Origin of the sequence: Arthrobacter sp. M2012083, assembly GCF_000281065.1 — a bacterium.
Lineage (GTDB): Bacteria > Actinomycetota > Actinomycetes > Actinomycetales > Micrococcaceae > Arthrobacter.
In genome coordinates this window covers 49,240-75,924 of the sequence record NZ_AKKK01000017.1, presented here as the reverse complement: position 1 = coordinate 75,924, position 26,685 = coordinate 49,240, and the positions used below count along the sequence as shown (strand labels likewise).

At 63.3% G+C, this 26,685-nt stretch carries 23 protein-coding genes and 1 pseudogene; 10 read left to right on the top strand and 14 right to left on the bottom strand.

The features are described 5' to 3' along the window. Positions 1–975: pseudogene (locus tag A477_RS24000) on the top strand (hypothetical protein); the annotation flags it as partial. Here A477_RS24000 and A477_RS0110035 read toward each other — a convergent pair. Together A477_RS0110035 and A477_RS22240 are read right to left on the bottom strand one after the other, a co-directional pair. Beyond that, the gene (locus A477_RS0110035; RefSeq protein WP_017198873.1) at positions 965–1,588 is read right to left on the bottom strand and encodes a hypothetical protein; all 624 of its coding nucleotides are present in this window, start codon (positions 1,586–1,588) and stop codon (positions 965–967) included. The pseudogene A477_RS24000 and the gene A477_RS0110035 overlap by 11 nt on opposite strands. Positions 1,589–1,684: 96 nt before the next feature. Further along, positions 1,685–2,569 (bottom strand): helix-turn-helix transcriptional regulator, encoded by an 885-nt coding sequence (locus A477_RS22240; protein ID WP_017198872.1) that lies wholly within the window; start codon positions 2,567–2,569, stop codon positions 1,685–1,687. Positions 2,570–2,789: 220 nt separating this feature from the next. Here A477_RS22240 and A477_RS0110025 point away from each other — a divergent pair, with 220 nt between their 5' ends. After that, entirely contained in the window at positions 2,790–4,181 is a 1,392-nt protein-coding gene (locus A477_RS0110025; RefSeq protein ID WP_017198871.1) for an MFS transporter, read from the top strand. A gap of 94 nt (positions 4,182–4,275) precedes the next feature. Here A477_RS0110025 and A477_RS0110020 read toward each other — a convergent pair whose 3' ends face one another. Both A477_RS0110020 and gad read right to left on the bottom strand, forming a co-directional pair. Then, positions 4,276–5,133 (bottom strand): class II glutamine amidotransferase, encoded by an 858-nt coding sequence (locus A477_RS0110020; RefSeq protein WP_017198870.1) that lies wholly within the window; start codon positions 5,131–5,133, stop codon positions 4,276–4,278. A gap of 21 nt (positions 5,134–5,154) precedes the next feature. Next, a complete protein-coding gene (gene gad, locus A477_RS0110015; protein ID WP_017198869.1) occupies positions 5,155–6,555 on the bottom strand; it encodes a glutamate decarboxylase in 1,401 nt (466 codons plus the stop codon). A 548-nt stretch (positions 6,556–7,103) separates the two neighbouring features. Between gad and A477_RS0110010 the strand changes: the two genes are divergently transcribed. Beyond that, a complete protein-coding gene (locus A477_RS0110010; RefSeq protein ID WP_017198868.1) occupies positions 7,104–7,934 on the top strand; it encodes a DUF2382 domain-containing protein in 831 nt (276 codons plus the stop codon). Between the two features lie 114 nt (positions 7,935–8,048). After that, complete coding sequence (locus A477_RS0110005) at positions 8,049–8,249, top strand: hypothetical protein (protein ID WP_017198867.1); 201 nt, start codon at positions 8,049–8,051, stop codon at positions 8,247–8,249. Here the strand turns inward: A477_RS0110005 and A477_RS0110000 are convergent. Continuing rightward, positions 8,218–10,077, bottom strand: coding sequence for a glycoside hydrolase family 15 protein (locus tag A477_RS0110000; RefSeq protein ID WP_017198866.1), 1,860 nt, complete (start codon positions 10,075–10,077; stop codon positions 8,218–8,220). The genes A477_RS0110005 and A477_RS0110000 overlap by 32 nt on opposite strands. 98 nt (positions 10,078–10,175) lie before the next feature. Then, the gene (locus A477_RS0109995) at positions 10,176–10,841 is read right to left on the bottom strand and encodes a TetR/AcrR family transcriptional regulator (protein WP_017198865.1); all 666 of its coding nucleotides are present in this window, start codon (positions 10,839–10,841) and stop codon (positions 10,176–10,178) included. A 115-nt stretch (positions 10,842–10,956) separates the two neighbouring features. Here A477_RS0109995 and A477_RS0109990 point away from each other — a divergent pair, with 115 nt between their 5' ends. The 3 genes from A477_RS0109990 (at position 10,957) to A477_RS0109980 (ending at position 13,325) form a co-directional block, all read left to right on the top strand. Beyond that, the gene (locus A477_RS0109990; RefSeq protein WP_017198864.1) at positions 10,957–12,000 is read left to right on the top strand and encodes an NAD(P)-dependent alcohol dehydrogenase; all 1,044 of its coding nucleotides are present in this window, start codon (positions 10,957–10,959) and stop codon (positions 11,998–12,000) included. A gap of 90 nt (positions 12,001–12,090) precedes the next feature. Further along, positions 12,091–12,987 (top strand): SDR family oxidoreductase, encoded by an 897-nt coding sequence (locus A477_RS0109985; protein WP_017198863.1) that lies wholly within the window; start codon positions 12,091–12,093, stop codon positions 12,985–12,987. A gap of 107 nt (positions 12,988–13,094) precedes the next feature. Beyond that, positions 13,095–13,325, top strand: coding sequence for a DUF6458 family protein (locus A477_RS0109980; protein WP_017198862.1), 231 nt, complete (start codon positions 13,095–13,097; stop codon positions 13,323–13,325). 94 nt (positions 13,326–13,419) lie between these two features. Here A477_RS0109980 and A477_RS22235 read toward each other — a convergent pair whose 3' ends face one another. From A477_RS22235 to A477_RS0109960, 3 genes are all read right to left on the bottom strand, one after another. Beyond that, complete coding sequence (locus tag A477_RS22235; RefSeq protein WP_017198861.1) at positions 13,420–14,217, bottom strand: ZIP family metal transporter; 798 nt, start codon at positions 14,215–14,217, stop codon at positions 13,420–13,422. A 101-nt stretch (positions 14,218–14,318) separates the two neighbouring features. Then, on the bottom strand, positions 14,319–15,218 hold the full coding sequence (locus tag A477_RS0109965) for a carbon-nitrogen hydrolase family protein (protein ID WP_017198860.1): 900 nt from the start codon (positions 15,216–15,218) through the stop codon (positions 14,319–14,321). Next, positions 15,219–16,814 (bottom strand): APC family permease, encoded by a 1,596-nt coding sequence (locus A477_RS0109960; protein ID WP_017198859.1) that lies wholly within the window; start codon positions 16,812–16,814, stop codon positions 15,219–15,221. It abuts the gene before it with no gap. A gap of 133 nt (positions 16,815–16,947) precedes the next feature. Here A477_RS0109960 and A477_RS0109955 point away from each other — a divergent pair, with 133 nt between their 5' ends. After that, positions 16,948–17,592, top strand: coding sequence for a TetR family transcriptional regulator (locus A477_RS0109955; RefSeq protein WP_017198858.1), 645 nt, complete (start codon positions 16,948–16,950; stop codon positions 17,590–17,592). 82 nt (positions 17,593–17,674) lie between these two features. Here A477_RS0109955 and A477_RS0109950 read toward each other — a convergent pair whose 3' ends face one another. The 4 genes from A477_RS0109950 to A477_RS0109935 form a co-directional block, all read right to left on the bottom strand. Continuing rightward, positions 17,675–18,268, bottom strand: a complete 594-nt coding sequence (locus tag A477_RS0109950; protein ID WP_017198857.1) for a histidine phosphatase family protein — start codon at positions 18,266–18,268, stop codon at positions 17,675–17,677. Positions 18,269–18,377: 109 nt separating this feature from the next. Further along, positions 18,378–20,027, bottom strand: coding sequence for an amidohydrolase (locus A477_RS22230; RefSeq protein WP_017198856.1), 1,650 nt, complete (start codon positions 20,025–20,027; stop codon positions 18,378–18,380). Beyond that, positions 20,024–21,244 carry a serine hydrolase domain-containing protein gene (locus tag A477_RS0109940; protein ID WP_017198855.1) on the bottom strand — a complete coding sequence of 407 codons (1,221 nt, stop codon included), beginning with the start codon at positions 21,242–21,244 and terminating at the stop codon, positions 20,024–20,026. Before A477_RS0109940 ends, A477_RS22230 begins: the two co-directional genes overlap by 4 nt. Further along, positions 21,241–22,701 (bottom strand): cytosine permease, encoded by a 1,461-nt coding sequence (locus A477_RS0109935; RefSeq protein WP_017198854.1) that lies wholly within the window; start codon positions 22,699–22,701, stop codon positions 21,241–21,243. The genes A477_RS0109940 and A477_RS0109935 overlap by 4 nt, the downstream gene beginning before the upstream one ends. A 112-nt stretch (positions 22,702–22,813) precedes the next feature. Here A477_RS0109935 and A477_RS0109930 point away from each other — a divergent pair, with 112 nt between their 5' ends. Together A477_RS0109930 and A477_RS0109925 are read left to right on the top strand one after the other, a co-directional pair. Continuing rightward, positions 22,814–23,455, top strand: coding sequence for a TetR/AcrR family transcriptional regulator (locus A477_RS0109930; RefSeq protein WP_017198853.1), 642 nt, complete (start codon positions 22,814–22,816; stop codon positions 23,453–23,455). A 150-nt stretch (positions 23,456–23,605) separates the two neighbouring features. Further along, complete coding sequence (locus A477_RS0109925; RefSeq protein ID WP_017198852.1) at positions 23,606–25,084, top strand: serine/threonine-protein kinase; 1,479 nt, start codon at positions 23,606–23,608, stop codon at positions 25,082–25,084. Between the two features lie 63 nt (positions 25,085–25,147). On the opposite strand, the gene A477_RS0109920 is transcribed toward A477_RS0109925, so the two are convergent. Beyond that, on the bottom strand, positions 25,148–26,632 hold the full coding sequence (locus A477_RS0109920; protein ID WP_017198851.1) for a polysaccharide deacetylase family protein: 1,485 nt from the start codon (positions 26,630–26,632) through the stop codon (positions 25,148–25,150). Positions 26,633–26,685: the final 53 nt, after the last annotated feature.

Genomic DNA, 26,685 nt, shown 5'->3' with positions numbered 1-26,685 from the left:
AAACCAGCATTGGCTGCGGCGGCCCCGGTTACTGGCCCCGGACCGGTCACTGGCCCTGGACCGGTCACAGTGCTTGCGCCGCTCACAGAAGCACCTGCGCTTGTGGAGCGCGCCTCAGCGGTGCGGGCTGATGCCACACCGGATCCTGGCCCCACACCGGATTCTGGCCTCACACCGGATCCTGGCCCCGGTTCAGTCCACCCGGTCCGCCACTCCGGCACTGCCCCCGAAGATCCCGAAGATCCCGAAGATCCCGAAGATCCCGAAGATCCCGAAGATCCCGACGACCCCGAAGATCCTGAAGATCCCGACGACCCCTGCGGCGCTTGCCGTGCTTCCTTCCGGGTCCGTTCCACCGCCTGCGCCGCGACGACCTGCAAGTACTCCAACGACCGCGAGATCTCCTCGACCCTGCCCGCAAAATCAGCAGCCTCAACAAAACCAAACAACCGCGCTTCATCGGCTGCTATTGATCTCAACGCGTCCGCTGAGGCAGCACTGTCCAGGAGCGCCGCTTCCAGCGCCGGCAAACCCGGTGCCGAGGATTGCGACCACAGCCACTCCGAAGCCTGTTCGGGGGTGGAGGCCCTAGGCGAGGGCAACTGCTCGGGCGCCTCCCCCTGGGGCGCCGCATCTTCGGGCGCGGAACATTCGGGAGACCCTGGAGGCGCGGATTCTCCGGCATCAGGCGCCGAGTCCGGTCCAAGAAGTAGTTCAGGGGTCCATGAGGTTTCCGCGTCGGTGCCTGCCGCCGTCGGGCGCTCACGGGTTGATGGCGGAGAAAGCCTTTCGAGCGAGGAGGGCGAGACGCGCCAGGGAATCCCGCTGGCGTCGGACGGACCCATCCGCCGCGCCAGAACCTTGCCTATGCCTTCCATAACTCAACCCTGTCAGGATGGCCCGACAGTTATTAGCCCTCATCGACGCTATGTGGAAAAAGTCAGCTCTATCTTTATGCGAGGCCCTAGCCGATGAGTCCGCCTTGGTGATCGATGCCCACTTGGTCGACCTTTCTGTGGAAGCGCATGCCGGCCTTGCCGCCGACGATGGCGCCGAGGAGGGGGATGATCAGGGCGATGACGAGACCGATGATGCCGCTGGTGGTCATCAGGCTTCCGTCGACGGGAATCTGGGGTGCGCCGTTGAGATTGTCGAGAATGTTGAACTGGCTCCCTGCCACCGCCGCGAGGACTGCCACGATAATGGCGATGATGATGCCCCACAGCCACACGGCGAGCCCTTGCTTGGCTCCGTCGAAACGGGCCATGCGGCCAGCGACGTACCCACCGCAGTAGTAAGCGAGGAACAAGACCACTGCAAGGACAATTCCGCTGACGATTCCCAGGGTTTCCGCGTTCTGCTGGGCCTGGTCCGCCGCTTGGTCGGTGCCGGATGAATTCGCTGCACCTACGCCTACGCCGATGGCAGTGGCCAAGGCGCTAAGCAGGACGGTCATCCCGATGGCGGTCAGCCAGCCAAAGAAAGCCGAGCCCCATTTGATACCGCCGAAGCGATCCTTTTCCGCCCTGACGACGTCGTTCCTACGGGCTTCGGGAGTGCTTGAGCTCGCACCATTTTCGTAGACCATGTCAGCTCCTAAGCCGGGTGCCTGAACTTTGGTTAATCAAGCAAAACACCACCCTCAGCAAGAAAGCAAGCATGCTTACTAAATTCCTCCCGTGCCTCAGGAGCCGATTTCCGCCAAACCGCGCGGGACTTTCCCGCTATCACTTGAAACCTGAAGCAGTTGCAGGGCTCCCGCAGCCGCTGACCCCAGGTCTGCGGCGTACAGGAGCACCCGGTGCCCGGATTCGTCAGGCGGCGTGAGTACCTCAAAGTTCAACTCCAGATACCCCACTTCAGGATGATGCAGGTATTTCACGCCGGTCATGCAGTTCTCCACCGGGTGCTGGGCCCAAAGCTTCGCAAAATCAGGGCTTTTCAATGTCAGCTCGCCAACCAGTGACGCCAGTTCCTTGTCATCAGCGGATTTTCCCGCCACGAGGCGCAATGACGCGACCGCCCTTCGCGCCTCCTCCGGCCAACGCGTGTACAGCTCCCGTGTGTGATCGTCGAGGAACAACAGCCGGGTCATATTGGGACGAGCGGAGGGGGTCTCAGGCGCCGCGAAGTCCAGGTGGCCGGCAACGAGCCGGTGTCCCAAGGCGTTCCACGCCAACACTTCGCTTCGACGCCCCAGCACCACCGCCGGTGTGCCGGACATGGATTGGATCAACCGGAGTGTCCCTGGACGCACTTTGTCCGGCTTTGCCGGCGTGCGCCGTTTGGTCTTTCCCGGACGGGCCAAGTTGAGGAGATGTACGCGTTCGTCTTTGCTGAGGTTCAGGGCACGAGCGATTGCTTCGATGACAGCTTCTGAGGCGTTTGTGCTCAGGCCCTGCTCAAGGCGCGTGTAATACGTGGTGCTGACCCCGGCCAGCATCGCCAGTTCCTCCCGTCGCAGGCCAGGAACGCGTCGGATGCCGTAATTCAGAACGCCCACGTCCTCAGGCTGTAAGGCTGCCCGACGGACGCGAAGGAACTCCCCAAGTTCGCTGTGTATACCCATGCCCTCATTGTTCAGCTAATTGCCGGGGTTGTCCTGTCACTGCCAGTGGTACCCACGGCGGGGTGTGGTTACCGCTCACGAAGACGGCCACGCTGAACGCATGCCAACAACCAAACGCATGCCAACAACTGAACGCATGCCAACAACCAAACGCATGCCAACAACCAACAGAGTCAGCCATCCCCACGTCGAGCCAGCACAAAACGAGGCCCCACAAAGCATGACCACGAGGCAACGGCTTGCGCTCATCGTCCTCCTGGCGGCGAGTTTCACGCTGGCCGTCGATTTCTCGATCCTCAACGTCGCGCTGCCCGCAATCGGCTCCGACGTCGGGTTCTCGCTGGAAAACCTCCAATGGGTCGCAACGGCTTTTGCGCTGTGTGCCGCGGGCTTCACCTTGCTGTTCGGCCGAGTGGCAGACCTGGCGGGTCGGCGGAGGATGTTCCTGATCGGTATGGCGCTGCTCGGGGCAGCGTCGCTGGCTGGCGGTCTCGCCACTGAACCGGCGTTGCTGCTGCTGGCAAGGGTGGGCCAAGGCATCGCCACGGCGATGGTGGTACCGGCGGCCCTGTCACTGTTGCTGGTTTCGTTCCCGGAAGGCCCTCTTCGGGACAAAGCACTCGGACTCAACGGCTCCCTGATGGCGGCCGGATTCACCACTGGGGCGATCCTGGGTGGGCTGCTGACCGACCTCCTGAGCTGGCGGTGGGCCTTCTTCATCAATGTTCCCGTTGCGGCAGCAGTTCTCCTCATCGCACCCGTTGTGCTCGCCGAAAGCCGGGCAACCTCCAAGCTCCGGCTCGACGTCCCCGGCGCCGTCACGGTCACCCTTGGCCTGCTCGCACTGGTGTTCGGCCTCACGCATGCCGCCGAACACTCCTGGACCCACCCCCTGACGCTCGGTCCGCTTGCGGCCGCCGTCGTCCTCTTTGCCGTGTTTGCCAGGGTTGAAAGCCGGGCACCGCACCCGTTGGTGCCCCTAGGCATCCTCAAACGCTCGAGCATAGCGTGGGGCAACCTCGCCGGGTTGCTGGCGTTCCTGACCGAAACGTCGCTGGTGTTCCTGCTGACCCTGTACCTGCAGCAGGTCCTCGGCTATACCCCGCTTGGTGCAGGTCTGTCCTTCGCGGTCCTAGGCCTGGGTACCGTCCTCGGCGGCATGCTGGGACCCAAAGTAATCGGGAGGATTGGTAGCAAGAACGCGATCGTCTACGGGTTCGTGGTTCAGGCAGCGGCTACCGGAGCGTTGGTGTTGCTCAGCTCGGATCCGGCCTCCATTGGGCTCCTCCTGGTAGCGACATTCATTGGGGGTGTCGCCAACCTGGTGGTCATTGTGGGGTTCATGGTTACCGCCACTTCAGGCTTGCCTGACGCAGATCAAGGCATGGCGACAGGCCTGGCCACCATGAGCCAGCAGATCGGCATCACCATGGGCATCCCGGTGATGAGCGCGGTGTTCACCGCTCAGCTGCTCAACCTCGGCGCGAGTAACAGGCCGGCGGTGCTGGCTGCCGTTACGGTGGCCATCACGGTGAATGCCGCCCTCTGCCTCGCGGCGGCCATAGCGGTGGCGGTCTTCCTCAAGAAGCCCGCTTGCCAGCCCGTCGGCTGAGCGGCATACCGCCGCAGAAAGGTGCCAAACGCACGACGGCGGAAGGTCGCCGTCGTGCGTTGGTCGTGGTGAGAGCGCAACGCCGAGGCGGCGGTCAAGGCTGCTGCGACGCCGCCGCGGTCGGTTCAAGATCTGCGAGGGTGAGCAGATGCGAAGGAGCTTTCGGCATCGAAACCGTAGAGTCTACGGAAAGATCCCGGCCAACATGAACCAGTTCGCCGGATGCCATGGGCCGCCAGCCAGGGTTGGAGTCCATGGGTTCGGTGGCGAAGAGGACATGTGGGGAACGGGAAAGCTCGGTACTCTTCGAACGGATCCGATGGCTTCGGGCGTCGAGCGGGGCAGACGCAGAGGCCTGCCGTTCAAGCACGTACAACTCGTGGGTGGCCGGGTATCTCAGCGCCCATATGTCCGTTGCGGTGGTCAGGATGAAGTTGAGGCTGAAAACGGGGAGCTCCCGAGCAACCCAGTTGATGGCCTCCGCTATGCCGGTCCCTACGTCCCCTCCGGCGAGGCGCGTTTCCGCCGTGATGAGCGCGAAAAGGCGCTCGCTGTCCGACTGTCCAAGCACCAGGTCCATCACTCCGAGCTCGTTGAGGCGCTGATCAAGGTGGTCCAAACCGTGCAGAACACCGTTGTGTGCGAACAGCCGCCCGTCCTGCTCGAACGGGTGCGTATTGGCCATGGTGAGCGCTCCGGTGCTGGCGTACCGCACATGTGCCAGGAACGTGGTGCTCTTCAGGTCCCTGGCTTCGCGGGCGAAAGCGTGATCTTCCCACGCCGCCAAAGGCTGTTTGGCTACGCGCGCCCTGCCTGCCGTATCAAACGTACCTATGCCGGCGCCGTCGGGCTCGCGTCGGCTTTGCGCGGAGAGGCTGTCCGGCGCATCCACCAACCAGAAGGTGGCACGGACGGGCCGTGGACCGGCGTGGAGCCCGAAGAGCCGACACATATGGAACTTCCCTTCCCGGAGTTAGTGGTGAAAGCCTTCTGACTGCTTGTCCGTAGGCATCGGCGCAGTGAGGCTATCGAGGTAGTCCACTTCCTTCTTGAGGTCAGACAGGAAGCTGGAGGCGAGGTCCCGGGTGAATCCGTTGCGGACCACGATCCTCTGGACTGTGACCTCACTCAACCCATCGGGCAACGGGTAAGCCGGAACCAGCCAGCCGTTCATTCTGAGCCGTTCCGAGAGGTGGTGAAGGTTCCAGTGCTCCGTGTGGCCGTCGCTGAGCTGCCACGCAAATACCGGGATATCCGACCCGTCGCTCCAGAGGGTGAACGCGTCCATCGCCCCGATCTCGCTGGAGAGGTAAAGCGCCACATCCCTGGACGTCGCTTGGACAGACCTGTATCCGGCAAAACCAAGGCGGAGAAACAGGTAATACTGCAGCAAAACCTGGGCGCCTGGGCGGGAGAAGTTCAGCGCAAACGTTGGCATGTCCCCGCCGAGGTAGCTGACGTGGAAGATCAAGTCCTCCGGGAGTGCTGCGGCATCGCGCCACACCACCCAGCCCAAACCCGGGTACACCAGGCCGTACTTGTGGCCGGAGGTGTTGATGGAAGCGACGCGGGGGAGCCGGAAATCCCAGACGGTTTCGGGTTGCAGGAACGGTGCCACCATGGCCCCGGAAGCGCCGTCCACGTGGATGGGGATGTCCAGTCCGCGGCGTGCCTCAATCTCGTCCAAGGCTTCGGAGATGAGCTCCACGGGCTCGTACTTGCCGGTGTAGGTGACGCCCAGGATGGCGACCACGCCGATGGTGTTCTCGTCCACATACTTGTCCAGGTCATGGCCGTCCAGCGTGGGGTGCTCGGCAGAGACCGGGACAAAGCGGGGTTCCACGTCCCAGTAATTACAGAACTTCTCCCAGCACACCTGGACGGCGGAGCTGAGGATGAGGTTGGGCTTCTCCGCGGACTTGCCGGCAGCCCGCCGGTCATGTTGCCAGCGTCGCTTCAAGGCCAAGCCGCCGAGCATGCAGGCCTCTGAGGATCCGATGGTGGAGGTGCCGATACTCTTCCCGGGATCCGGCGCATTCCACAGGTCCGCGAGCATTCGCCAGCACCGGGTTTCGATCAGTGCTGTCTGCGGGTACTCGTCCTTGTCGATCATGTTCTTATCGAACGTCTCGGCATAAAGCTTGGATGCTTCCGTCTCCATCCATGTCCCGACGAACGTGGCCAGGTTCAGCCGCGAATTACCGTCCAACATCGCTTCGTCATGGACAACCTGGTAGGCCGTGGCAGGCAACGATTCGCCGGCCGGCAGCGTGAAACGGGGGAAAATGTCGGATTCTCCGGGCCTGCTGAACAAGGGATTGAGTTCGACGGCGGTGTCCGGTTCATGCTGTGACGCTCGGTGGGATCTGCTCATTGGGGCAACTCCTTGGGATCGTCCGCTCGCGGCGGGGCGCAACCTGTCCTCGGCTCACGCTACCCGGGACGGGCCGCCCGCCCAAGCTCTTGAAGCGCTGCAAAAGCGTACGACGGCGTCAGCTCGCCGTCGTACGCTCTTTCGCCCTGGCGCCGGTCAAGTTAGCGCCTATGAAGCCAGCGCAAGCTGCGGCTAGTCGGGAATCTCCATCTGGAATCCGCAGTCATCGCAGTGCAGGACCCTATCCACTCTCTCTTACCCGAAGGGATCACCATGTCTGCTCAGCCAGAACACTTCCCCCTTCCTACCCCCACTCCCGGCACAAGTACTGATTTCTCCGCCTGGAGCCTCCGGCCGGCGGGCATGTGGCAAGCGCCACTGATTCTCCAATTGGGGCTTGCCAAGCAAACACTAAGCATGCTTATGATTTGGTGTTCCTTAAAGCCGACGGGTTGAATTCACCCCCGTCTCGGCGTCCGGAAACCATGCCTGGTGATGCAGCCCGCTTGGCAATCCACAGTAAGAGAACCGCATTCCAAGGAGACATTATGCTCGCGAGGGAAAACATTGACCGTTTGATGGGGCTCAACGGAAACGTCCGCACCACCGAAGGTGACAAGGTCGGCTCCATAGGCACGTTCTACACCGACGACGACACAGGTGAACCCACGTGGGTGACCGTCAAGACCGGCCTTTTCGGCAGTTCGGAATCGTTCATTCCGCTGCAGGACGCCACGGTGGAAGGTGACGACGTGGTGGTTCCCTTCAGCAAGGACCACATCAAGGACGCCCCGCGCGTGGCCGAAGACGGGCACCTGGATCCGGGCGAGGAGAGTCGCCTGTACAACCACTATGGGCTGGAGGGCAGGGACAGCTTCAGTGGCCATGGCGACTATGCCGCTACCACCGGCACTGTCGGGGCGGCGGGAACCGCCGGCACCAGGGATGCTGTGGACACCGACGCCAACTACACGCGGGATACTGACGCCGGCCGCGGCGACGACGCCATGACCAGGTCGGAAGAGCAACTGAACGTGGGTACCGAACGGCAAGCCACCGGAAGGGCACGCCTGCGCAAGTACATCACCACCGAGAACGTCACCACAACTGTCCCCGTGCAGCGCGAGGAAGTCCGCTTGGAGCGTGAGCCCATCACGGACGCCAACGCCGGCAATGCGATGTCCGGACCGGACCTGACGGAGAGTGAACACGAGGTCACGCTCCACGAGGAGCGGCCGGTGGTGGAGAAGGAAACCGTACCCGTAGAGCGCGTGCGGCTCGAAAAGGACACCGTCACTGACGAGGTCCAGGTTGACGAGGAAGTGCGTAAGGAGCGCATCGAAACCGAGGGAACGCGTACTGACGAAACCAGGCGCTAAACACATGTTGTGAGGCCCGCTTTGCGCCCCAAAGAGCCGGGAAAGGGTGCAGAGCGGGCCTCGCAACGGCGGTTTTAGCTATCGCTGACGAACTGGTGATGGGACCATTGGGGTATGGGCGAACAAGAGCAGGTGCAGCCCGCCGCGCCAACCGGCGCAGCGTCGGAAGACCGGGGTGACCCCACCACGCAGCAGATGCGGAGCGTAGGCCAACGTCGGCGCGAAGCCGAACGCAAGCTGGACCTCCACTTGGAGGAAGCGAGCCACAAGGGCGAACCGTCTGCTACCGAAGGCGAGGATCATTCCGAAGGGTAGAGCCACTTGCCTGCGCCGGATGCTTGGGTTTGTGAAGCGGGGTATCGCTGCTGTGGGCCTCGCCCTGGTGGAGTTGCAGCGCGCTGTGAATGAGCGGGAAATGGCTGAAGGCCTGCGGGGTGTTGCCCAGGTGCCGCTGCGTCCGCGGATCCCATTCCTCACTGAGCAGCCCCACATCGTTGCGCAAGCTAAGCAGTCGCTCAAAGAGCTCGGTAGCCTCGCCGGAGCGGCCGGTTCCCAGCAATGCATCCACCAGCCAAAAGGAACATGCCAGGAACACGCCTTCATCACCCGGGAGTCCGTCATGCCCGGACTGGGTGCGATACCGAAGGACCAGTCCGTCGTCGGTGAGTCCTTTCTGGATGGCGTCCACAGTCCCTATAACCCGCGGATGCCGGTGGGGCAGGAAGCCGACCCGTGGAATCAGGAGCAGGCTCGCATCCAGTTCCTTGCTGCCGTAGGACTGGACAAAGCTGTTGAGATCCTCGTCGAAGCCCTTGGACATGACATCTGCATGGATTTCGCTGCGGAGTGCGGCCCACCTGTTGGCATGACCCGGCAGGCCCGACGTTCGGACGGCTTTGACCATTCGATCTGCGGCCACCCATGCCATCACCTTGGAATGGGTGAAGTGCTGCCTCGGACCCCGCATCTCCCACAGCCCGTTATCCGGCTGGTCCCAAGCCCCTTCCAGGAATTCCATCAAAGCCACTTGAATGTCCCAGGAGCTATCCACTGCGCCATCCGGGGATGCCGCCCTGGTCAGCGAAAGCCCGTCCAGGACCTCGCCCCACACATCCAGTTGAAGCTGCGGAGCGGCCGCGTTTCCGGTGCGGACGGGCAGTGAGCCTTCGTAGCCCGACAGCCAGGGAATGTCTGCCTCCGGGAGTCTCCTGGCGCCGTCGAGCCCATACACAATCTGAAGTTCTGACGGGTCGCCGGCGATAGCGCGCAGCAGCCAGTCGCGCCAGGCGGCGGCTTCCTCCGTGTAGCCGGCGGCGAGGAGTGACTGCAAAGTCAGGGTGGCGTCGCGTAGCCAGCAATATCGATAATCCCAGTTGCGGGGCCCGCCGATTTGCTCGGGCAGGGATGTTGTTGCCGCAGCCACAATGCCGCCGGTGGGGTGGTACGTCAGTGCCTTGAGGGTGATAAGGGACCGCTCCACCGGTTCTTTGTACTTGCCCGTCATCTCGCTGCGGCCGATCCATTCCAGCCAGAACGACTCCGTCGCCTCAAGTGCATGCAGCGGATTGATTCGGCGTGGCTCGCGTTCGTGGCTTGGCGCCCAGCGCAGCACGAAGGGAACGCGCTCGCCCGCACGGACGGTGAATTCGCTGACAGTTGTCTTGTTCCGGCCCACCAGGGGAGCGGGGGTGGTGAGGTAGGCCGAGTCGGGGCCGGCCACTGCGCTGATGCCATGATCGCCATGCCGGACCCAGGGAATCACCCTGCCGTAATCGAAGCGCAGGACCAGCTCCATCTGCATGGTGACCTCGCCGGACACCCCTTCGACGATCCGCACCAGATCCACGGCGTCGTCGCGGACGGGCATGAAATCGATGACCCTGACGGATCCGCCGTCAACGTCCCATTCCGTTTCCAGGATGAGGGTGTCCTCACGGTATTGGCGTCGTGTGCAGTCGCCGCCGTCCGGTGTCCCGGCGGGCGCCAGCAGCCAGCGGCCGGCGTCGGGGGTGTGCAGCAGCGCGGCGAAGCAGGCGGGGGAGTCGAAGCGCGGCAGGCACATCCAGTCGATGGAACCGCTGCGCCCCACCAGGGCAGCCGTGTTCAAGTCCCCGATGATCGCATAGTCCTCGATCCTGGCCATGAACTCAGCTCCCTCATCCGGCGTCGTCAGCTATGCCTGACCGTACCCCGTTGGCCTGAGCGCCTCCAATGAGACTCGCGCCTCGAGCCGAAAGGTGCCTATTCTTCGTCGGCTTTCAGGCGGTTGAGGCCTTCAAGGATCAGGTTCAGGCCGAACCCAAACTCGTCGCCAAAGTCGTAGCCGGGTTTGAGGACATGCTCGACCGCGATCTCCACCATGCGCGGATACTCACCGGTGGCGAAGCGCTCCATGATGGGTTCGGTGACTTCGGCCGCGGTGTCCCTGCCCTCGAACGGGAGGGCTGCTTCCTGAAGGGCGAAGCCGTAGATGTAGCTATCCAGCAGGGCGTAGGCATGGGCTGTCAGCTCGACGGAGAAACCTGCCTCCCTCAGTGTTGCCAACGTTGCTTCATGGTGCCGGAGCGTTGCCGGTCCCGGCGCGGACCGGCTTTCCAGCAGCCCGACTGCCCACGGGTGGCGCCTGAGCGCTGATCGCACTCCGTGAGCCCTCCGCTGCATTTCCGCGCGCCAATCTCCCCCCGGCGCTGGCATCTCGATTTCGCTGAAAACCATGTCCACGATTCCATCCAGGATCTCGTCCTTGTTGGCTACGTAGTAGTAGAGCGACATGGGCTTGGTCCCCATGCTCTGGGCGAGCGTGCGGATGGTCAGCGCCGCCAGTCCGGATTCGTCAGCGAGCGCAACTGCGGACTCCAGTACTCGTTCCCTGCTGAGAGGAAGACGCTGGGATGCTGCGGTGGACACGTGGACTCCTTGGTCGAGTGAAGGCCTCTAGCGGTTTAGTACAGTGTACGGTAACGTTCGTAGTACAGCGTACGAAAAGCATGTAACCCCCAATCGAGCACTGAAAGGTCAGGCCATGACCACTGGTCAGCAATCCACGGAAGCACCCAAGGATCAGGCGTCACCCGGAACCATGCGGGCCATTGTCCACGAGGCATACGGCTCCGCCGATGTGCTTCGCGAAGCGCAGATTCCCCGCCCGGCCATCAAGGAAAATGAGGTCCTGGTGAAGGTCCGGGCAGCCGGGCTCGATCGCGGTACGTGGCACGTCACCACAGGCTTGCCATATGCGTTGCGCCTCGTCTATGGCTTACGCGCGCCAAGGAATCCCGTTCCCGGGTTGGACCTCGCAGGCACTGTGGAGGCTGTCGGGGCTAAAGTGACGCGGTTTGCCGTGGGCGACCAGGTTTTCGGATCGGGGAAGGGATCGTTCGCTGAGTACGCCGCTGCCCGTGAAATCCAGCTTGCGCATAAACCGGCGGGCATCAGCTTTGAGCAAGCGGCCGCTGTTCCTGTGTCCGCGTGCACAGCCTTGATCGCGTTGCGTGCAGGCGGTATCGATCCGGGCAAAGGCCCGGTAGGGGCGAAGCTCAGGGTTCTGGTCACTGGTGCCTCGGGCGGTGTGGGCAGTTACGCGGTGCAGTTCGCCAAGGCGGCCGGCGCAGAGGTGACCGGGGTGGCCAGTGCCGCCAAGGCGGACCTGGTTCGGGACCTCGGCGCTGACCATGTCATCGACTACAACTCACGGGACTTCGCTGATGGCGGCGAGCGCTACGACGTCATCATCGATATAGCCGGCAACCCTTCGGTTTCCCGTCTTCGCAGGGCGCTCACCCCTTCGGGAACAGCAGTGATCACCGGTGGTGAGGAAGGCGGGTCCTGGACCGGCGGCTTGGATCGCCAGTTCCGGGCCGTGGCGCTCTCTCCATTCATCAGCCAGCGGCTCACCATGATCGTGGGCACCCAAACCGCAGCGGATCTGGACTACCTGGCAGGCGTCCTGGAAACGGGAACCATGAGGCCCGCGATAGACCGCACGTATCCGCTGGCCCAGGTCCCGGCTGCCATGCGGTATTTCGACGCCGGCAGAGCCCGCGGGAAGGTTGTCGTCACTATGTGAGGTTTCAGTGTGAAGCTGAAACGCCCCCTAGCCCCAAGCTCCGGCCTCGTGCTACCACTGACCCTAGGAGCAAACCCCTGAGGAGAAGCTGTGGCCGAAGACCTGCCTGTCCTTGTTGTTGGCGCCACTGGGTTCTTGGGTGGCCAAGTGGTGGACGAACTTCTCAAGCGCGGAAAGAAGGTCCGCGCCTTGGTGCGGCCCACGTCCAATGCCGGCAAGCTTGAGGCCAAGGGTGTTGAGATCGCACGCGGAGACATGTTGGACGCCGCTTCTTTGATCGCCGCGATGACCGGTGTTTCCGCGGCCATATCGACGGCTGCGGGCTATACGCGGAACGACAAGAACGCCAAGGCCATTGACACCTTCGGCAACAGCAACCTGGCTGTGGCTGCCAAGCACGCCGGGGTGCCCCGTTTCGTGCTGATCAGCATCGTCACCAGCGATCAAACTCCCCAGATTCCCCACTTCTGGAACAAGAAGCTGGCTGAGGACAAATTTGAGGAACTCGGTGTTCCCTTTGTGGCCCTGCGCCCGGGCGCCTTCTTTGACCAGGCGGTAGGCATGGGTGGCGATCCCTTCGCCAAGGGGCGCTTCGTCTGGCTCGGTTCCAAGGACGCCAGGCTCACGTTCGTCCTGGCCAGCGATGTTGCCGCTTATCTTGCCGAGGCGGTTGACGCGGACATTGTTGACGGAGAGCGCATCGATATTGGCTGGAGCCGGCCCTTGAGTATCCACGAAGCCGCGGAACTCGCCGGACGCCGGGCCGGCAAACAGATCAAGGTAATGTCCATACCCGCCGGCGCCATTGCGGGACTCGGCAAAGTGACCGCGAAGATCCTTCCGTTGGTTGGCGATATGGCGAGCATGGTGGCGTGGTTCGAGACCGGAAGATACGTTGCGGACATCACCCGCCAAGAGCAGGTCTTCGGCCCCGCGCCAACTCCCGAGGATGCCATTGGCCGAGTCGCTGAGCGGTACGGCCATTGACGATCGTGCCGCGTAGATGTTGGCCGGGAAGGCGGAACGTAAGTATCCTGATGATACAGATTCGGCCGTAGACCCTGACTGCGCCGAAAGAACATGAGGAGCACGTTATGAGAATTGGTTCTTCCATCGCCCTGATTGCCATCGGAGCTATTCTGGCTTTCGCGCTCGCCCCCGGAATCATCCCCTTCCTCGACCAGGTCCTGGTCGGCTACATCTTGATGGTGGTCGGCGTTATCGGACTCATCATTTCCATCGCCATGTCCAACCGGACCCGTCGCAGCGTTGTTGAGCGCCGCGGCGATCCCCACACGGTTGTCGAGCGGCGCCCGGAGGTCTAGCAGACGCAACAGACAGAAGAAGCGCACGACGGCGACCACTCGCCGTCGTGCGCTTTCTTTCGTCAGAGCCTCTTGGGTTGAAGCCCCCAGCGGCTCAGGCGAGCGAAAGGGTGAACGACAAAACGAATCCTGCTGCCGTACTCAGCGCAACGGCCGGGCCACCGTGTTCGTAGGCCTCTGGCATGAGAGTGTCCGCGAGCGATGCGATCACGGCTCCCGCTGCGAAGGCCAAGGGAAGGGAGATCGTCTCGGGTTGGGCTGAGGAGAGCGGCCCTGCGCCGAGCACGACGGCGGCAACCAGCAACACCGCGCACGCGCTCCAGAGCAACATGATGAAGCCAGCCTTCTTGCCCTGGCTGCGCATGGACGACGCTCCCACCAAGGCTTCGGGCAGGTTGGAAACGAAGATTGCCGCCAGTAGTGCCAGGCCTCCTGATCCTTCTCCCAAGGAGATGCCCAGGGCGACGTTTTCGGGCACGCCGTCCAAGGTGACCGCAGCCAAGAGGGCCATGCCGGCAGCGCCTCGTGTTGAGGCGGAGGTGGCAGCTTTATCGGACGCGGCTGCATCGGTGTCCAGCTTGGGGCTGCCCTGTATTTCGTCCGCGGGTTTGGATTTCGACGCCCGCCCGGGTTGGGCCCAGCGATCCAACAGGGCGCTCAGCGCCGTAAACACGATGGCCCCGGCAAGGAGCCCCACCGCCGCGCGCACGATTCCGCCCTGTTCGTACGCGTCCTCGAACAGTTCAAAGGCCAAAGCGGTGATGAGCGAGCCGGCCGCGAAGGAAAGCAGGATGGCCAGGAGACGTTTTGGCAGCTCGAAGCGCACACCGATGATTGCGCCTATGACCAAGGCGCTGGAGGCAATCAATCCGAACCAAAGCGATGCCATCACAACGCCAGTATAGAAGTAAGTAGCCTGATCTTCTCTAGGGTGAGGAAAAGCGTTCGACGGCGGCAGTCCGCCGTCGAACGCTACTCAGGTTGGACGTGTGGTCAGGCCCGCCCGCTGCCCTGCCGTGCGGGAGCGGAATCCCCACTCCACTCCGGCGATTGGAAGTGGGCTCCGCCGAACATCGGGAAGCGCAGCAGGCCTTCCTGGTCCCGGAGCTGGGCCCAGGGGCGGTTGATGCCGTGAGTTCCATAGCGGCGGAGTTGGGTGACGCGGTCCAAGTCCAGGACGGCGAACAGGATCTCTTCGCCGCCCCGGGCGTGCTGCATGATGGTGCCCTCGGGGTCGACGATGACGCTCTCGCCCACTGCGGAGGGGGAAGCTCCGTTAACGTTCACCACATACACCTGGTTGGCGAAGGCGTTTGCCTGGGACATGACGATTTCCATGGCACGGTCCCGCGTGGTGGTGAGCGTGGGCTGGATGATGACCTCTGCGCCGAGCCATGCCAATTGGCGCGCTACCTCCGGGAAGCTGCCGTCGAAGCAGATGGCCAGGCCGATGCGTCCGCAGCCGGGGATGTCGAAAGTGACGAAGGAATCGCCGGGGGTGGTGGTTTCGAACGGTCGCCATGGAAAGAGCTTTCGGTAGCGCGCCACAATTTCGCCTTGCGGGGAGACGGCAATGGCGGTGTTGTACGTGTTCCCCTTGTCCGTTTCCAGCAGCGAGCCGGGCACGAGCCACACGTTAAGCCTGCGGGCCAGTGCGGAGATGCGGTGGGTGAGTGGGCTGGGGATGGGCGCGGAGGACCGGGTTTCGCCGTCGGGGTCCGGGAGCAGGAACTCACCCGGCGCGGACAGCAGCAATTCCGGAACCACGATGACGTCAACATCGGGGCCCAGCTTCTTGGCCGATTCGGCTTGGGCCTCGAATCGGGCCCACGTGGCCTCGAGGTCGTGGGGGACGGGGTTGGTCTGAATGGCCGCGATGGACAGGATGCGCATTTATGCCTCGGTTTCGTGGTGAAGAGAGTCGTTGCTGAGAATGGAGGGAAGTTGGTTGCGGGTGGTGATGTTTCCGCGGGGGATCGCTTCGCCTGAGAAGAAGCGGCGCAGCCTGGTTCTTAGGATCGCGGTGACAAGCAGGCCCAAGATCAGCGCACCGATGCCAATCCAGAACACAGAGCCGATGCCCAGCCACGACAGCCCCACATATTCAGGGGACACCATGTCGACGGCGCTGTACGCGAACGCTCCGATCATGAGGAGTGCTCCGAGGCCGGGAAGGATACCCTTCAGGATCAGGGCCGGGGCAGAGGTGCGCATCAGTGGGGCGAAGTACACCACCGAGGCCAAGGCGGTGGCGGCGTAGTAGGCCGCGATCATCAGGCCCACCGAAAGGATGCCCAGCCCGATGAAGTCCGGGCTGATTGCCGTCAAGCCCAACGTTATGGCCATGGTGATAATTGCCCACCAGGTGATGGAGGTGGTGGGCGTTCCCCTCTTGGGATACATCTTCGTGGTCGACTTGGGGAGTGCGCCATAGGTGCCCATGCTGAGCCAAGTCCTGGGCGTGCTGACGGCAACAGTCATCAGTGCCGCCAACGCCGACAGTCCAACCGCCAGGATGATGACCTGGCCGAACACATCTCCGGTCGCCTGCGGGCCGAGGACTGAAAGGACATCCGAGACCGTGTCCGGATTGGTGATGCTTGCGGTTCCGGCGTATCCGACGGCGGCCGTTGCGGTGACTACGTAAAAGAACAGCAGGATGACCGTGGTGATGACTACTGCCTTGCCAGGCGTTCCCTTGCGGTCCGTGGTTTCCTCGTTAACGGCGATCAATGCATCCCAGCCCCAGTAAATGAACAGGCAAAGAATGACGCCGGACACGAGGCCGGACATGTCGCCGGAGGCAAAGGGGTTGAACCATTCCACGGCCGGCTTTTCTGAGCCCGCAGTGGCGTTGCCCGTGGCCATGGCGATAAACGCCGCGACGCAGAATCCGCCCAGGGCCACTAGCTGGAGGCCAATCAGCGCATACTGCACCCAGGCAGAGAGTTCGATTCCCCTTGCCGCAATCCATGCACTCAAGGCGACCAGCCCGCAGGCGATGGCAGCTACGGCGATAGGCTCCGCAGCGATCCAGGCCAGGCCAAAGAAGTTGAGTAGATAAGTGGTGGCCACTTGGGCCAGTGCGGCGCTCGCAATGAAGGTGGCCACCTGTGGCACCCACCCGCCGAGGAACCAGCCGGCGGCCGGGCCGAAAACACGGGTGATCCATACGAACACGCCACCGCAGTCGGGCATTTCCTTGTTGAGGTCCCTGAATGCGAGGGCGGTGAACAAGATAGGAACGAAGCCCAGCAGGAACGCTGCAGGGGTGCTCGCTCCAACGGCAAGGACCACGAAGCCGAGCGTCACGGCCAAGCTGTAGGCCGGAGCGACGGCGGCCAACCCGAGGGCCACAGTGGGTCCGATGCCGATCGAGCCGGCTTTCAGGCCTTTGAACGTTGACTCGCTTGGTGCCGGGTTTTTTGATGTTGCGTCTTGTGGGGTCGGGCCGCTCGCGAGCGGGGTGGGCGAAGGTGGTTGGGACACGGAGACTCCTCATTGAATCAGTAGGTCGTATCTGAGACCAGTAATTTGAATCACATTCAAATTTGAATGCCATTCAATACCGGTCTAGAGTCAATGTCAACAGGAATCTTCGAGAGTCCCCGGGGGAACGGCAGTGGCCAAGGCAGACAAGAAGGAAATTCGGCGGCGGGAAATCGTTGCGGCGGCGCAGGCCGTGGCAGCCCGCGACGGCGCCGAAGGCGCCACGCTCCGCGCCATTGCCGCCGAGGCAGGCATGGCCGCCAACGCAGTGCTCTACTACTTCGGCAGCCATGCCGAGATCATCGCGGCCGCTGTGCAGGCGTCCTCCGGCAGATTTCTCGAGAAGCTCGCCGAAGCCGTTGACCTGGACATGACTCCCACCGCCCGACTCGCCGCCGTCATCAGCGCCGGCACCACTGCGGGACTGGACGACGACGTCTCCCGGATCCTGTACGAGTACTGGCCCCACATGCTCCGCGACGCCGAGCAACGCCGGATCCAGGAAGAGCTCACCAGCGCACAGGAACGCGTCTACCGGGAAATCATCGACGCAGGAACCAGCTCAGGTGAGTTCTCTCCCCTGCTGGATCCAGCCAAGATCGCCCGCACCCTTGTTGCCCAGGAGGATGGACTTGTCATGGACGTGCTGGCCGGGAGTGCCAGTAGTGAGTTTGTACTTGAGTTGATGGCTAGCCTTGCGGCCGCCCTTCTTGGCCTCAAGGCAGAGGCGCTGCTTGAGCTCATCGCTGTCCGGGGCGGGTCGGTTCCTGCCACGTAGCGGCGCAGGCTGCTGTTGCCTACGCGGACTACGCCGAGCAGCTGAAGGCGCGACTCGAAGCCAACTGAACGACTACTGAAAATCAGGCCTCGACGTCGGCGGTGACGCGCTCGCCGTTGAAGTACTCCAGCTGCCAACCATCCTCGACGTGGTGATGAGCGAGGTTGAGCACTGCATTCTGCACGCTGTCCAAAGTACGCCCGATAGCCCGGCTCAACGTCAGTCGGATCAAAGTACCGTGCGCCACCACCAGGACGCGCTTGCCGGCAAATTCCCCGGCCAGCTCCTCCAAGGCGCCGATACCACGGTCGGCCGCGGCCTCGTCGGATTCGCCTCCGCGGAAACCTCCCGGAATCCGGAGGGCTTCCAGCTCAGGGCCGGCCTGGAGCCCTTCGGCCGGACCGAAACTGCGCTCGGTGAGCTCGGGAACCAACCGGGCAACCTCCAGTCCCAGTCCTTCGGCGATGATCCGGGCTGTTTCGGCGGCGCGGCTCAGGGGTGAGGACACCACGGTGTCCCATTGCTGACCCGACAGGAAGGCGACGGCGTCGCGCGCCTGGCCGCGGCCGACGTCGTTAAGCGGGATGTCAGTGGACCCCTGCAACCGGCGCTCCGCGTTCCAATCGGTCTGGCCGTGGCGGACGAGGGCGAAAGTTGTGAGGGTCATGCTTTCCATTGTGCCTTGCGGGTGCGCCGGGCCGCAGTTTCCTACGTTACGTACGACCGTTACGCCACGTAAAGAAGCGCCCGACGGCGGGAGGTCGCCGTCGGGCGCTTTGCTGCGGTTAGTGCCGCCCGGCAGGGTCCTCGGCGGTCGCCGCCTGGCCTAATGCGTACACGGTCCGCCCGCCCACCACAGTCTGAAGAACCTTCGCATCCAGGAGCGCGGCCGGGCTCCCGGCTGCGAGCACGTCGGTGTCCAGGACCACGAAATCCGCGTACAGGCCCGCAGCAAGCCGACCAATGTGGTGCTCGGCCCCGCACGTCCACGCGGAGTCGCGCGTTGCGTGTTCGATCGACTCGGCGAGGGGCAGCGCGAAGTCCGGGACGTTGGTTCCTGCGGAAGCGTCCAGGGCCGAAGCCCGGGTGGTGGCTACGTACATGTTGGGCAGGGGCGCGTGCGGGGACGTGGGGGAGTCCGTGCCGAAGGCCAGCCGTGCGCCCGCCCGGGTAATCCATGGCCACGGGAAGCCGCGCTCCACGCGGTCATCCCCCAATTTGGCCGCCCAGTTCTCGCTGATGGCAGGATCGGCGTGGACCGGTTGCATGCTGGCGGTGATGCCCAGGGCGGCGAGGCGATCGACGTCGGCCCTGTCCACCAACTCGAGATGCTCGATGCGGTGGCGGCGTTCACTGGGCCCGTTCTCGGCCACGGCATGTTCCACCGCTCCGATGGCGATCCGCACCGATTCGTCGCCGATGGCATGCATGGCAACCTTCAAACCGGCGGCATCGGCAGCGGCAACCACTGGCGCGAGTTCCTCAAGGCTCCAGATCGGTTCCGCATTGGAACCATCGGCGTACGGCATTCCGAGGGTGGCCGTGCACCCGTCGATGGTGCCGTCAATGATGACCTTGATTCCCACCACGCGAAGGAACGGCGATTCGTGCTCGACGGCGAGCGCTGCCGCCCGCTGCACCTGGGCGATGTTTTCCTCCGCCGATCCAGCGTTGTTGACGCGCCAATAGGCGATGAGCCGGCTGGTCAGTGTTCCGTCTTTGTCGGCACGTTTGAAGGCTTCGAGGTCGGTCTCGTTGAAGCCCATATCGCACGCGGTGGTCACGCCGGTTTCGCGGTAAGCCTGCTGGACTGCGGCGATACTGGCCTCGTGCTCATCCTTGCCTACTTGGGCCTCGAGGTAGGGGAGCACTATGTCGTAGAACGCGTTCTCGTCGATGTAGCCGGTGGCGTGGCCGTCTGCGTCGCGCTTGATGGTTCCGCCGTGGGGATCCTTCGTGTGTTGGTCAATCCCCAGTTCAGCCAGCGCCGCCGAGTTCACCCACACTGAGTGGAAGTCATAGGCGAAGGCATAGACCGGCCTGTCCTGGACCACGGCATCGAGCATCGCCGCGTCGGGGACACCACCCGGAATGACGCCATGCAGCCAGCCGGTGGCAAGGATCCGTTCAGCATCCGGGCGTTCGGTTGCCCTTGCCCGGATTCGTTGCTGGATCTCCTCCACTGATTTGGCACCCCACAGGCTGACCTGCCCCAAGGCTTCGCCAGTACCTACTACGTGGGCATGGCCATCGACGAAACCGGGGACAATCAAGCGGCCCCCGAGATCAATCCGCTCGGCGTCCGGCCGGAGGCGTTCCGCCGTGTTGGCGTCTCCTACATAGAGGATGCGCTCGCCCTGAACGAGCAGCGCTTCGGCCCAGCGACGGGTATCGGAGGTGAAGATGCGGGCATTGGTGTAGAGCTGGGTGGTCACGCTGCGTTTTCCTTGCTTTCCGGGGCTGATTCGTCTGGGATATCTTGTGTTGCCAGGGGCTCATCCAAGGAGCGGCTGACATCGAGGAGCAGTTGGTTCTGAAGCCCGTGCAGGTGCTCGCTGTCCGGTTCCGGCCAGCTGGACATCTTCACGATCACGGTATCGGTGGCGGGGTCGAGCCAGAGATATTGGCCGTAGATACCGATGCCGGTGACATTGCCGCGCTCATTGCCGGTGCACCACCACTGCCGGGTGTACGAGCCGTGGGGGTGAATGGCGGTAAAGGAGGAGTCGGCCATGGCTTCGGGGTCTCCGCCAGCGAGGATGCTGCGGACCCACCCTTCGGAAACCACCCGGCCCGCCGGACCTGCGCCGCCGTCGAGCATTAACCGGCCCACCCGCGCGACGTCGCGGGCGGTGCACGAGACCCCGCCGTTCGCGAAGCCGAAACCAGCGGAATCGACGGTGATGGTGGCGTCCCGATCTGCGTCCAGCCGGGACCACAGGTACTTGGAGAGCGCGTCTGAATACCGGAGTCCTGTCACGCGCTCGATGATCCACGCCAGGACGTCCGTGTTTGCGGAACAGTACTGGAACGTGCCCACGGTGCCGTTGCCCGTGAGGGTGGTGAGGAAGGCGTACGTGTCCACAGGGTCGCCGTCTTGTCGGGTGCGCCAGCCGGAGGAGCGATCATGCGTCTGAACTTCGGAAGCGGGGTCGAGGTAGTCCTCGCTGTAGTTGAGGTGGATGACCATATCGAGCACGTGCTGCACGGTGGGCCCGTCGTAGGCCGAGCCGGCGAGTTCGGGGACATGGTCAACTACGCGGTCGGACGTGTCGATGTCTCCGGAATCCACCAACGCCCCGACCACTAAGCCGCACATGGATTTGGAAACGCTCATGACCAGGTGAAGATCGTCCGGGGCAAAGCCTGGGCGGTAGTACTCCGCGATCACCTCGTTTCGGTGCAGGACCAGGAAAGCGTCTGTGCACGTCTCCTCCAGCCGTTGCCTTAGGCGGGGAACGGCCAAGGACCTCAAGCGCTCAGTAGCCCCAGCCGGGGCGGCCGGGAAGCGCCGGGTGACTGACGTCGTCGGCAGCAATTCGCCCAGGTGCGCGAAGGTCCAGCGGTTGTGTGGTCCCTCCTGCCAGGTGTCGAGGGTTGGCTGCCCGGCAGCGCCTGTGTAGCGGGCGGGGTGCGGTCCGGTGGTGGTCATGCATGGGCTCCTTCGACGGAGGGGATTGCGGTAGGGCGGCGTTTCGCGGCCAGGCGCGTCAGGACGATGTACACCCCGGCAGTAACCACCATGGACACCGGAACCGAGAGATCCAGGTAGCCCATGGCCGCTGCGATGGGGCCTGTCCAGACGGCGCTGGTGAGGAAGAGGGATGCCACGGCCGCGCCAACGACGATGGCGAGCAGGCCTGGGATGTGCCAGCCTCCGCTGTACCAGAACGGGCTGCCGGGCTTCTCATTGAAGAGGTCTTGTCCGCTGTAGCGGTTGCGGCGGGCAATGACGTCCGTGGCAAAGACCGTCATGGTGGGTCCGGATATGAGGACCAGCACCTGCAGCATCAGGTTGACGGCGGCCAGGAGGCTGGTGGACATCACCAGATAGATAGTCAGCGCAGTGCCGATCGCTCCTACTACCACTGCCGAGGGAATGCGTCGGATGGGAACGCCGATGGACTGGAACGCCATGCTGGCCGTGTATGTGGTCATGCCATTGAGCGAGATGGTGTTGATGATGACGCCCACCACGAAGATGGGTCCAAGCCAGGCCGGGAGCAGGGCGAGGAGTGCCGACTCGATGCCGAGATCCATCGCTGCGGCATCAATACCCGTGGCGAGCAGCGCGCCTACTGCTGTGAAGAACATGGAGGGCAGGGCACCACCAAACGCTGTGGCAGCGATGATGTGCCAACCCTTGGTGGACTTCGGGAGGTAGCGGGCCAGGTCCGGGCTGTTCGAGTAGGACAGGGGAGTGGAGGCGAGGATGGCGAAACCGATGGTCATCGCAGACCACAGGGGCGCACCCTCCAAGGGCGCGGGCGCAGAGTAGCCCCACTGCACGTGGGGCAGGATGAAGGCCGTAACCAGCAGGAAGATGGCCAGCAATACCGACGCCACAACGGGGTAGCTGCGCAGGATCAGACTGTGCCCGAACACCGCCACCAGAATGGTAATCGCGGCAACCAGAACGGTGACGAATACCGGAACCAGGACAGGGTCCGTGAAACCAAGCTGTGCCAGGAGTTCAGCGCCCATGAACGAGGATGCGAGCCAGTTCAAGGCCAGGAAGACCGCGGAGATGAACCATCCAAAGAAGGCGACCACAACTCTGTTGCCGCGGATTCCGTAGATGGCCCGGGTGATGACGGAGCCTGAGGTCCCTGCTGCCGGACCACTGGTGGCGACGATGCCGGTGAGGATCCAAGGGAGGCTTCCGGCGATGATGACAACCAAGGCCTGCCAGAGTTCCATGCCGAGCAGGATGAGTGAGGCGCCCACCGTGAAGTTCAGGACGCTGACGTTCGGGGCTGCCCAGACCGGGAAGAGGTCCCAGGCACGGCCGTGCCGTTCGGAGGCTTCGATGAGTTCGATGCCGCGGGTTTCCGGGTGGGCAAGAGGTTCCGGGTAACTGGCCGGATCGATGATGTGGGGGTGGGACAACGCTGTTCCTCTCGGGCAAGGTCCGGCTCGCAACGCTGGGAAACCGGTCCGTCGACGCTATTGGTCGCACGACCAATGAGCTATTGGTCACTAATCCAATAGACTGGATGGCATGGTGTCAAGCCCCGCATCCCAACGCGTTCGAAAGTTACCCGACGAGCGCCGCGCCGAAATCCTCGCCGAAGCCGCTTCCATTGCCTTGGGTGAGGGGCTCGAGCGGATAACCCTCCGCGCCGTTGCCGACCGCCTCGGTGTTCGGCCTGGCCTGATCAGCCACTACTATCCCGCCGCCGAGGATTTGGTGATCGCCGCGTTTGTGCGAGCAGTTTCGGAGGAGCGGGAGGAGTTGTTTCCCGACGACGGAACTCCCCTCGAGCGCACGGCTCACCTCGTCTCGCGCATCGAAGGCAGCGGCGCCGTCGAGCTTACGCGGCTATGGCTCAACGCCAGGCACCTCTGCCGCTTTATCCCGGCCCTCACCGAGGCGTTGTTGGATCAGGAGTACCTTGACCGGAACCGGTTGACCGCGCTCATTGAGGATGGAGTCGCGTCCGGCGATTTCATGGTGGAGGACCCCTTCGCGGCGTGTATCCGGATATGGGTGGCTATTGACGGCGTGGGCTCCTATGTCAACAACGCAGAATCTTTCGAATACGACGCCTTCAAGCGGTTCGTCACCGACGTCGCTGAATGGTCGCTGGGCGTTCAGGCGGGCGAACTTCGCGCGGCTGTGGACCGACTGCAAGCCGGCTGACTCCCGCAGTCGCTGAGCCTTCACATTGCCCTTCCCACGATTTAATCAGTATCCTGATAACTGATCTGGCGAAACCGGATGATGCTGTTTGGGCTCATTGCCTGGGCCGCTCGTGGCTGAAGCAGTCGGTCGCGCGGCCATCGTGAAAGTTTGATTGACGGCATTGCTGGTGACGCAGGGACAGTGGTTCCGCGGCTCCAGGTATGCCTGAAGGACGTGACATTCGTGGGCAACAATGACGAGGCCGTGGACCCCCAACTCCCCGCCTCCAGCGAAACCGCAGGAACAGGCGATGAAGGATTAGACGCCGCTGAAACACTTGATGGCCACTACCAGCTTGGCTCTTTGCTGGGCAGGGGTGCCATGTCTGCCGTCTACCAGGCGACGGACATGCTCCTTGGTCGCGAGGTAGCCATCAAGATTTTCCTGCCCGGTTCGGGCGATGAGTCGTTCCGCGCCCGCCAGGAAAATGAAATGCGGCTTCTGGCCGCCTTTGATCACCCAGGGTTGGTGGCCGCCTTTGATGCCGGCGTCGATACGCGTAACGACGAAGAACGCGCGTATCTGGTCATGGAACTGGCTGAGGGTCGGGATTTGCGCGCCATACTCGCTGACGGACCACTCACTGTTCCCGAAACCGCACGCATCGGGATCCGGCTCGCCGGGGCACTGTCCCAGGTGCATGAACGCGGAGTTATCCACCGTGACATCAAGCCCGCCAATATCCTGGTATCCGACGACGACGGCGTGGGACAGTCGGTGAAACTAGCGGACTTTGGCGTCGCACTGGTCATGAACGACAACCGCCTCACCGCAACCGGCTTCACCGTGGGGACCGCCCAGTACCTCAGCCCGGAACAGGCGCAGGGGCTTGGATTGACTCCCGCGAGCGACATCTACTCGCTGGGCTTGGTACTCCTGGAATGCCTCACCGGAAAGGCTGAGTACCCGGGGACGCCTATAGAAACGGCATCAGCCCGTCTCCACCGTGCGCCGCAGGTCCCCCTGGAATTGCCTGGACCGCTGCGGGAGCTCCTCGAAGCCATGACGGACATGGATCCCGAAAAGCGCCCAACGGCACAACACGTCGAACAGGCGCTCGGGGATGAAGGGATCCAGTCCGGGCGCAGGACCGCGCTGCTGCCGGCCGTGCCGTCGCGGCCACCACTCCGCACGCCAACCAAACGGCAGGCCACTGTCACCAGCCTCAGGGACTTCAATAAGCGGCGACCCAGGACTGTTAGGGGTGTGGCCGCAGCAGCGGTAACCATACCGCTCGCTTTGCTGATCCTCTCCCAGGGGCTCACGCCCACGGGCAACACAACTGACCCCTCCCACCCCGCGGACACCGGGGTTTCCCAGGCTGAGCCGCAGCCGACGACGCCGGTGGTGCCCGCTCTCCCTGTTGCGCCGGCGACCGCCGAAGCCGTGCCTGCCGAAGCCGTGCCCGCGGACGGCCAGCCCGCTGAAGTGGTCAATCTGCAGGAGCCCGCGCAAGATCCAGTGCCCGCACCCGTTCAGGAGCCGGCCCCGGCTGTGGTGCCTGGCCCGGAGATCGCCAAGGACAAGAGCGACGGCAAGAGTGAGAAAAAGCCTGAAAAGGTCAAGGGACCCGGGGACGGCAAGTAGTCCTGGCAGTGAATTAGAACACGACGGCGACCCTGCCGCCGTCGTACGATGCTTTCCTGAAGTTCAGCGTCCGGCAGTGCATCCCGGTGCTGTCCCGCGGCACTTGTAGGACGTGCCGGGCTTCAGATCGATTCCCGCGAAAAGCTGCGGGAGCGTAACCAGGTAAAAGCCCTTGCCTTTGAGTTGCGCGATGAGCTCGGCTTGGCCGTCCACGGTGGAAGAGTGGACGTCATGCTGGAGGATGATGGATCCTGGCTTGACCAAGCTCATGATCCGGGGGAGGAACACGGATTTGTTCTTGGATTGCCAATCCATGGAATCGACGTCCCAGATAATTTGTGGCAAACCCACAGAAGCGGCCACCGTCTTATTGGTTGCTCCGTACGGTGGCCGCATGTAGGCGGGCACCACACCTGTTGCCATTTCTATGGCGCCCTGGGCCCCCTGAACTTCGCTCCCGATGCCCGCCGGCGACAATTTGGTGAGGTATGGGTGGCTCATGGTGTGGTTTGCGATGGTGTGACCCGCAGCTGCTACGGCTTTCGCCACCGCCGGATTGGCCCTGACGTATCCTCCCTGCTGGAAGAACGTGGCAAACACTTTGTGCTTTTCGAGTATCGACAGAAGGCGTGGGGTTTGGGCGTTGGGCCCGTCATCGTAGGTGAGGGCGGCGCAAGCCACCAGATCGCAGTTGATGGGTGCCAGGCCATCGGGGGCGGGCTGGGGGGCCTTGAACGGAGCCCCCGTGATGACCGCGGTGCGAAGGACCTGTCCTGCAGGGGAAATGACCTCGTTTGTTGCTGCGGCGTTCAGAATCACGGTGACGGGGCCGGGCAAGGCGGCGCCCGTTGTGGGGTCCCGATGGATGGTGGCGCTGAGATCCCCGGCGGAGGTAAACGCGACGGCGGTGAGCAGCTCCGCGTCGGAAACGGTGCCTGTTGTTGGGGCACGGGTTGGGTTCGGGCCGGGCGTCCGCGTCGGGGACTCAGGGCCGACGGTGTCCCCGAGTATTGTCCGTAAGGTGCCGGTCATGCCCGGTTTAATCAAGGTGGCACTATCCGTCACGACGCCCGTGCTGAGGTCCTCGTAGGTGATCTCGTCGCTGCGAGCGGTGCGGATGCCTCCGTCCATGATTGTTTGCACGAATCTGGATCCAACAACACTTCCGGTAGCCAGGACAATTTCATGGGTGACCGAAACGCCGTCGACCAGCAGCGCAGCTGGGGTAGCCGGCAGTGCCGCGGGTTCGTGGCGGCCGCTGGCCCGGGCATCGAAAATGCTCAGCAGTCGGGCATCAAGCTTGCTGTTGAAGGTCTCGGCACCGCTGAAGTATTGCCACGTCGCAACCGTGGGAGTTGTACCGGCTGTACGCGTGGTCATGTCCACGATGGATGTCGGGAGGGCGATCTTGGATGGAGGCGTCCCGATGACCGCGGTTGGTGCCTGGAACGCCGGCGGGGTGGCCGCGGGGACACAGGCCGCCATGAAGAGCACGATGACTACGAGCGGGATCGTGAACGGTGAGCGGACTGGGGCGGGCCGCTGCATGGTTTCCTCTACCGGAAGTACGAGGTGGTCATGCCTCGAATGATGGCAGGCCC

Bases quoted from the DNA above. Each gene is read 5' to 3' on its own strand.
- A477_RS0110035 (WP_017198873.1), bottom strand. From the start codon at position 1,588: ATGGTCTACGAAAATGGTGCGAGCTCAAGCACTCCCGAAGCCCGTAGG.
- A477_RS22240 (WP_017198872.1), bottom strand. From the start codon at position 2,569: ATGGGTATACACAGCGAACTTGGGGAGTTCCTTCGCGTCCGTCGGGCA.
- A477_RS0110025 (WP_017198871.1), top strand. From the start codon at position 2,790: ATGACCACGAGGCAACGGCTTGCGCTCATCGTCCTCCTGGCGGCGAGT.
- A477_RS0110020 (WP_017198870.1), bottom strand. From the start codon at position 5,133: ATGTGTCGGCTCTTCGGGCTCCACGCCGGTCCACGGCCCGTCCGTGCC.
- gad (WP_017198869.1), bottom strand. From the start codon at position 6,555: ATGAGCAGATCCCACCGAGCGTCACAGCATGAACCGGACACCGCCGTC.
- A477_RS0110010 (WP_017198868.1), top strand. From the start codon at position 7,104: ATGCTCGCGAGGGAAAACATTGACCGTTTGATGGGGCTCAACGGAAAC.
- A477_RS0110005 (WP_017198867.1), top strand. From the start codon at position 8,049: ATGGGCGAACAAGAGCAGGTGCAGCCCGCCGCGCCAACCGGCGCAGCG.
- A477_RS0110000 (WP_017198866.1), bottom strand. From the start codon at position 10,077: ATGGCCAGGATCGAGGACTATGCGATCATCGGGGACTTGAACACGGCT.
- A477_RS0109990 (WP_017198864.1), top strand. From the start codon at position 10,957: ATGACCACTGGTCAGCAATCCACGGAAGCACCCAAGGATCAGGCGTCA.
- A477_RS0109980 (WP_017198862.1), top strand. From the start codon at position 13,095: ATGAGAATTGGTTCTTCCATCGCCCTGATTGCCATCGGAGCTATTCTG.
- A477_RS0109965 (WP_017198860.1), bottom strand. From the start codon at position 15,218: ATGCGCATCCTGTCCATCGCGGCCATTCAGACCAACCCCGTCCCCCAC.
- A477_RS0109950 (WP_017198857.1), bottom strand. From the start codon at position 18,268: ATGGAAAGCATGACCCTCACAACTTTCGCCCTCGTCCGCCACGGCCAG.
- A477_RS0109940 (WP_017198855.1), bottom strand. From the start codon at position 21,244: ATGACCACCACCGGACCGCACCCCGCCCGCTACACAGGCGCTGCCGGG.
- A477_RS0109930 (WP_017198853.1), top strand. From the start codon at position 22,814: ATGGTGTCAAGCCCCGCATCCCAACGCGTTCGAAAGTTACCCGACGAG.
- A477_RS0109920 (WP_017198851.1), bottom strand. From the start codon at position 26,632: ATGCAGCGGCCCGCCCCAGTCCGCTCACCGTTCACGATCCCGCTCGTA.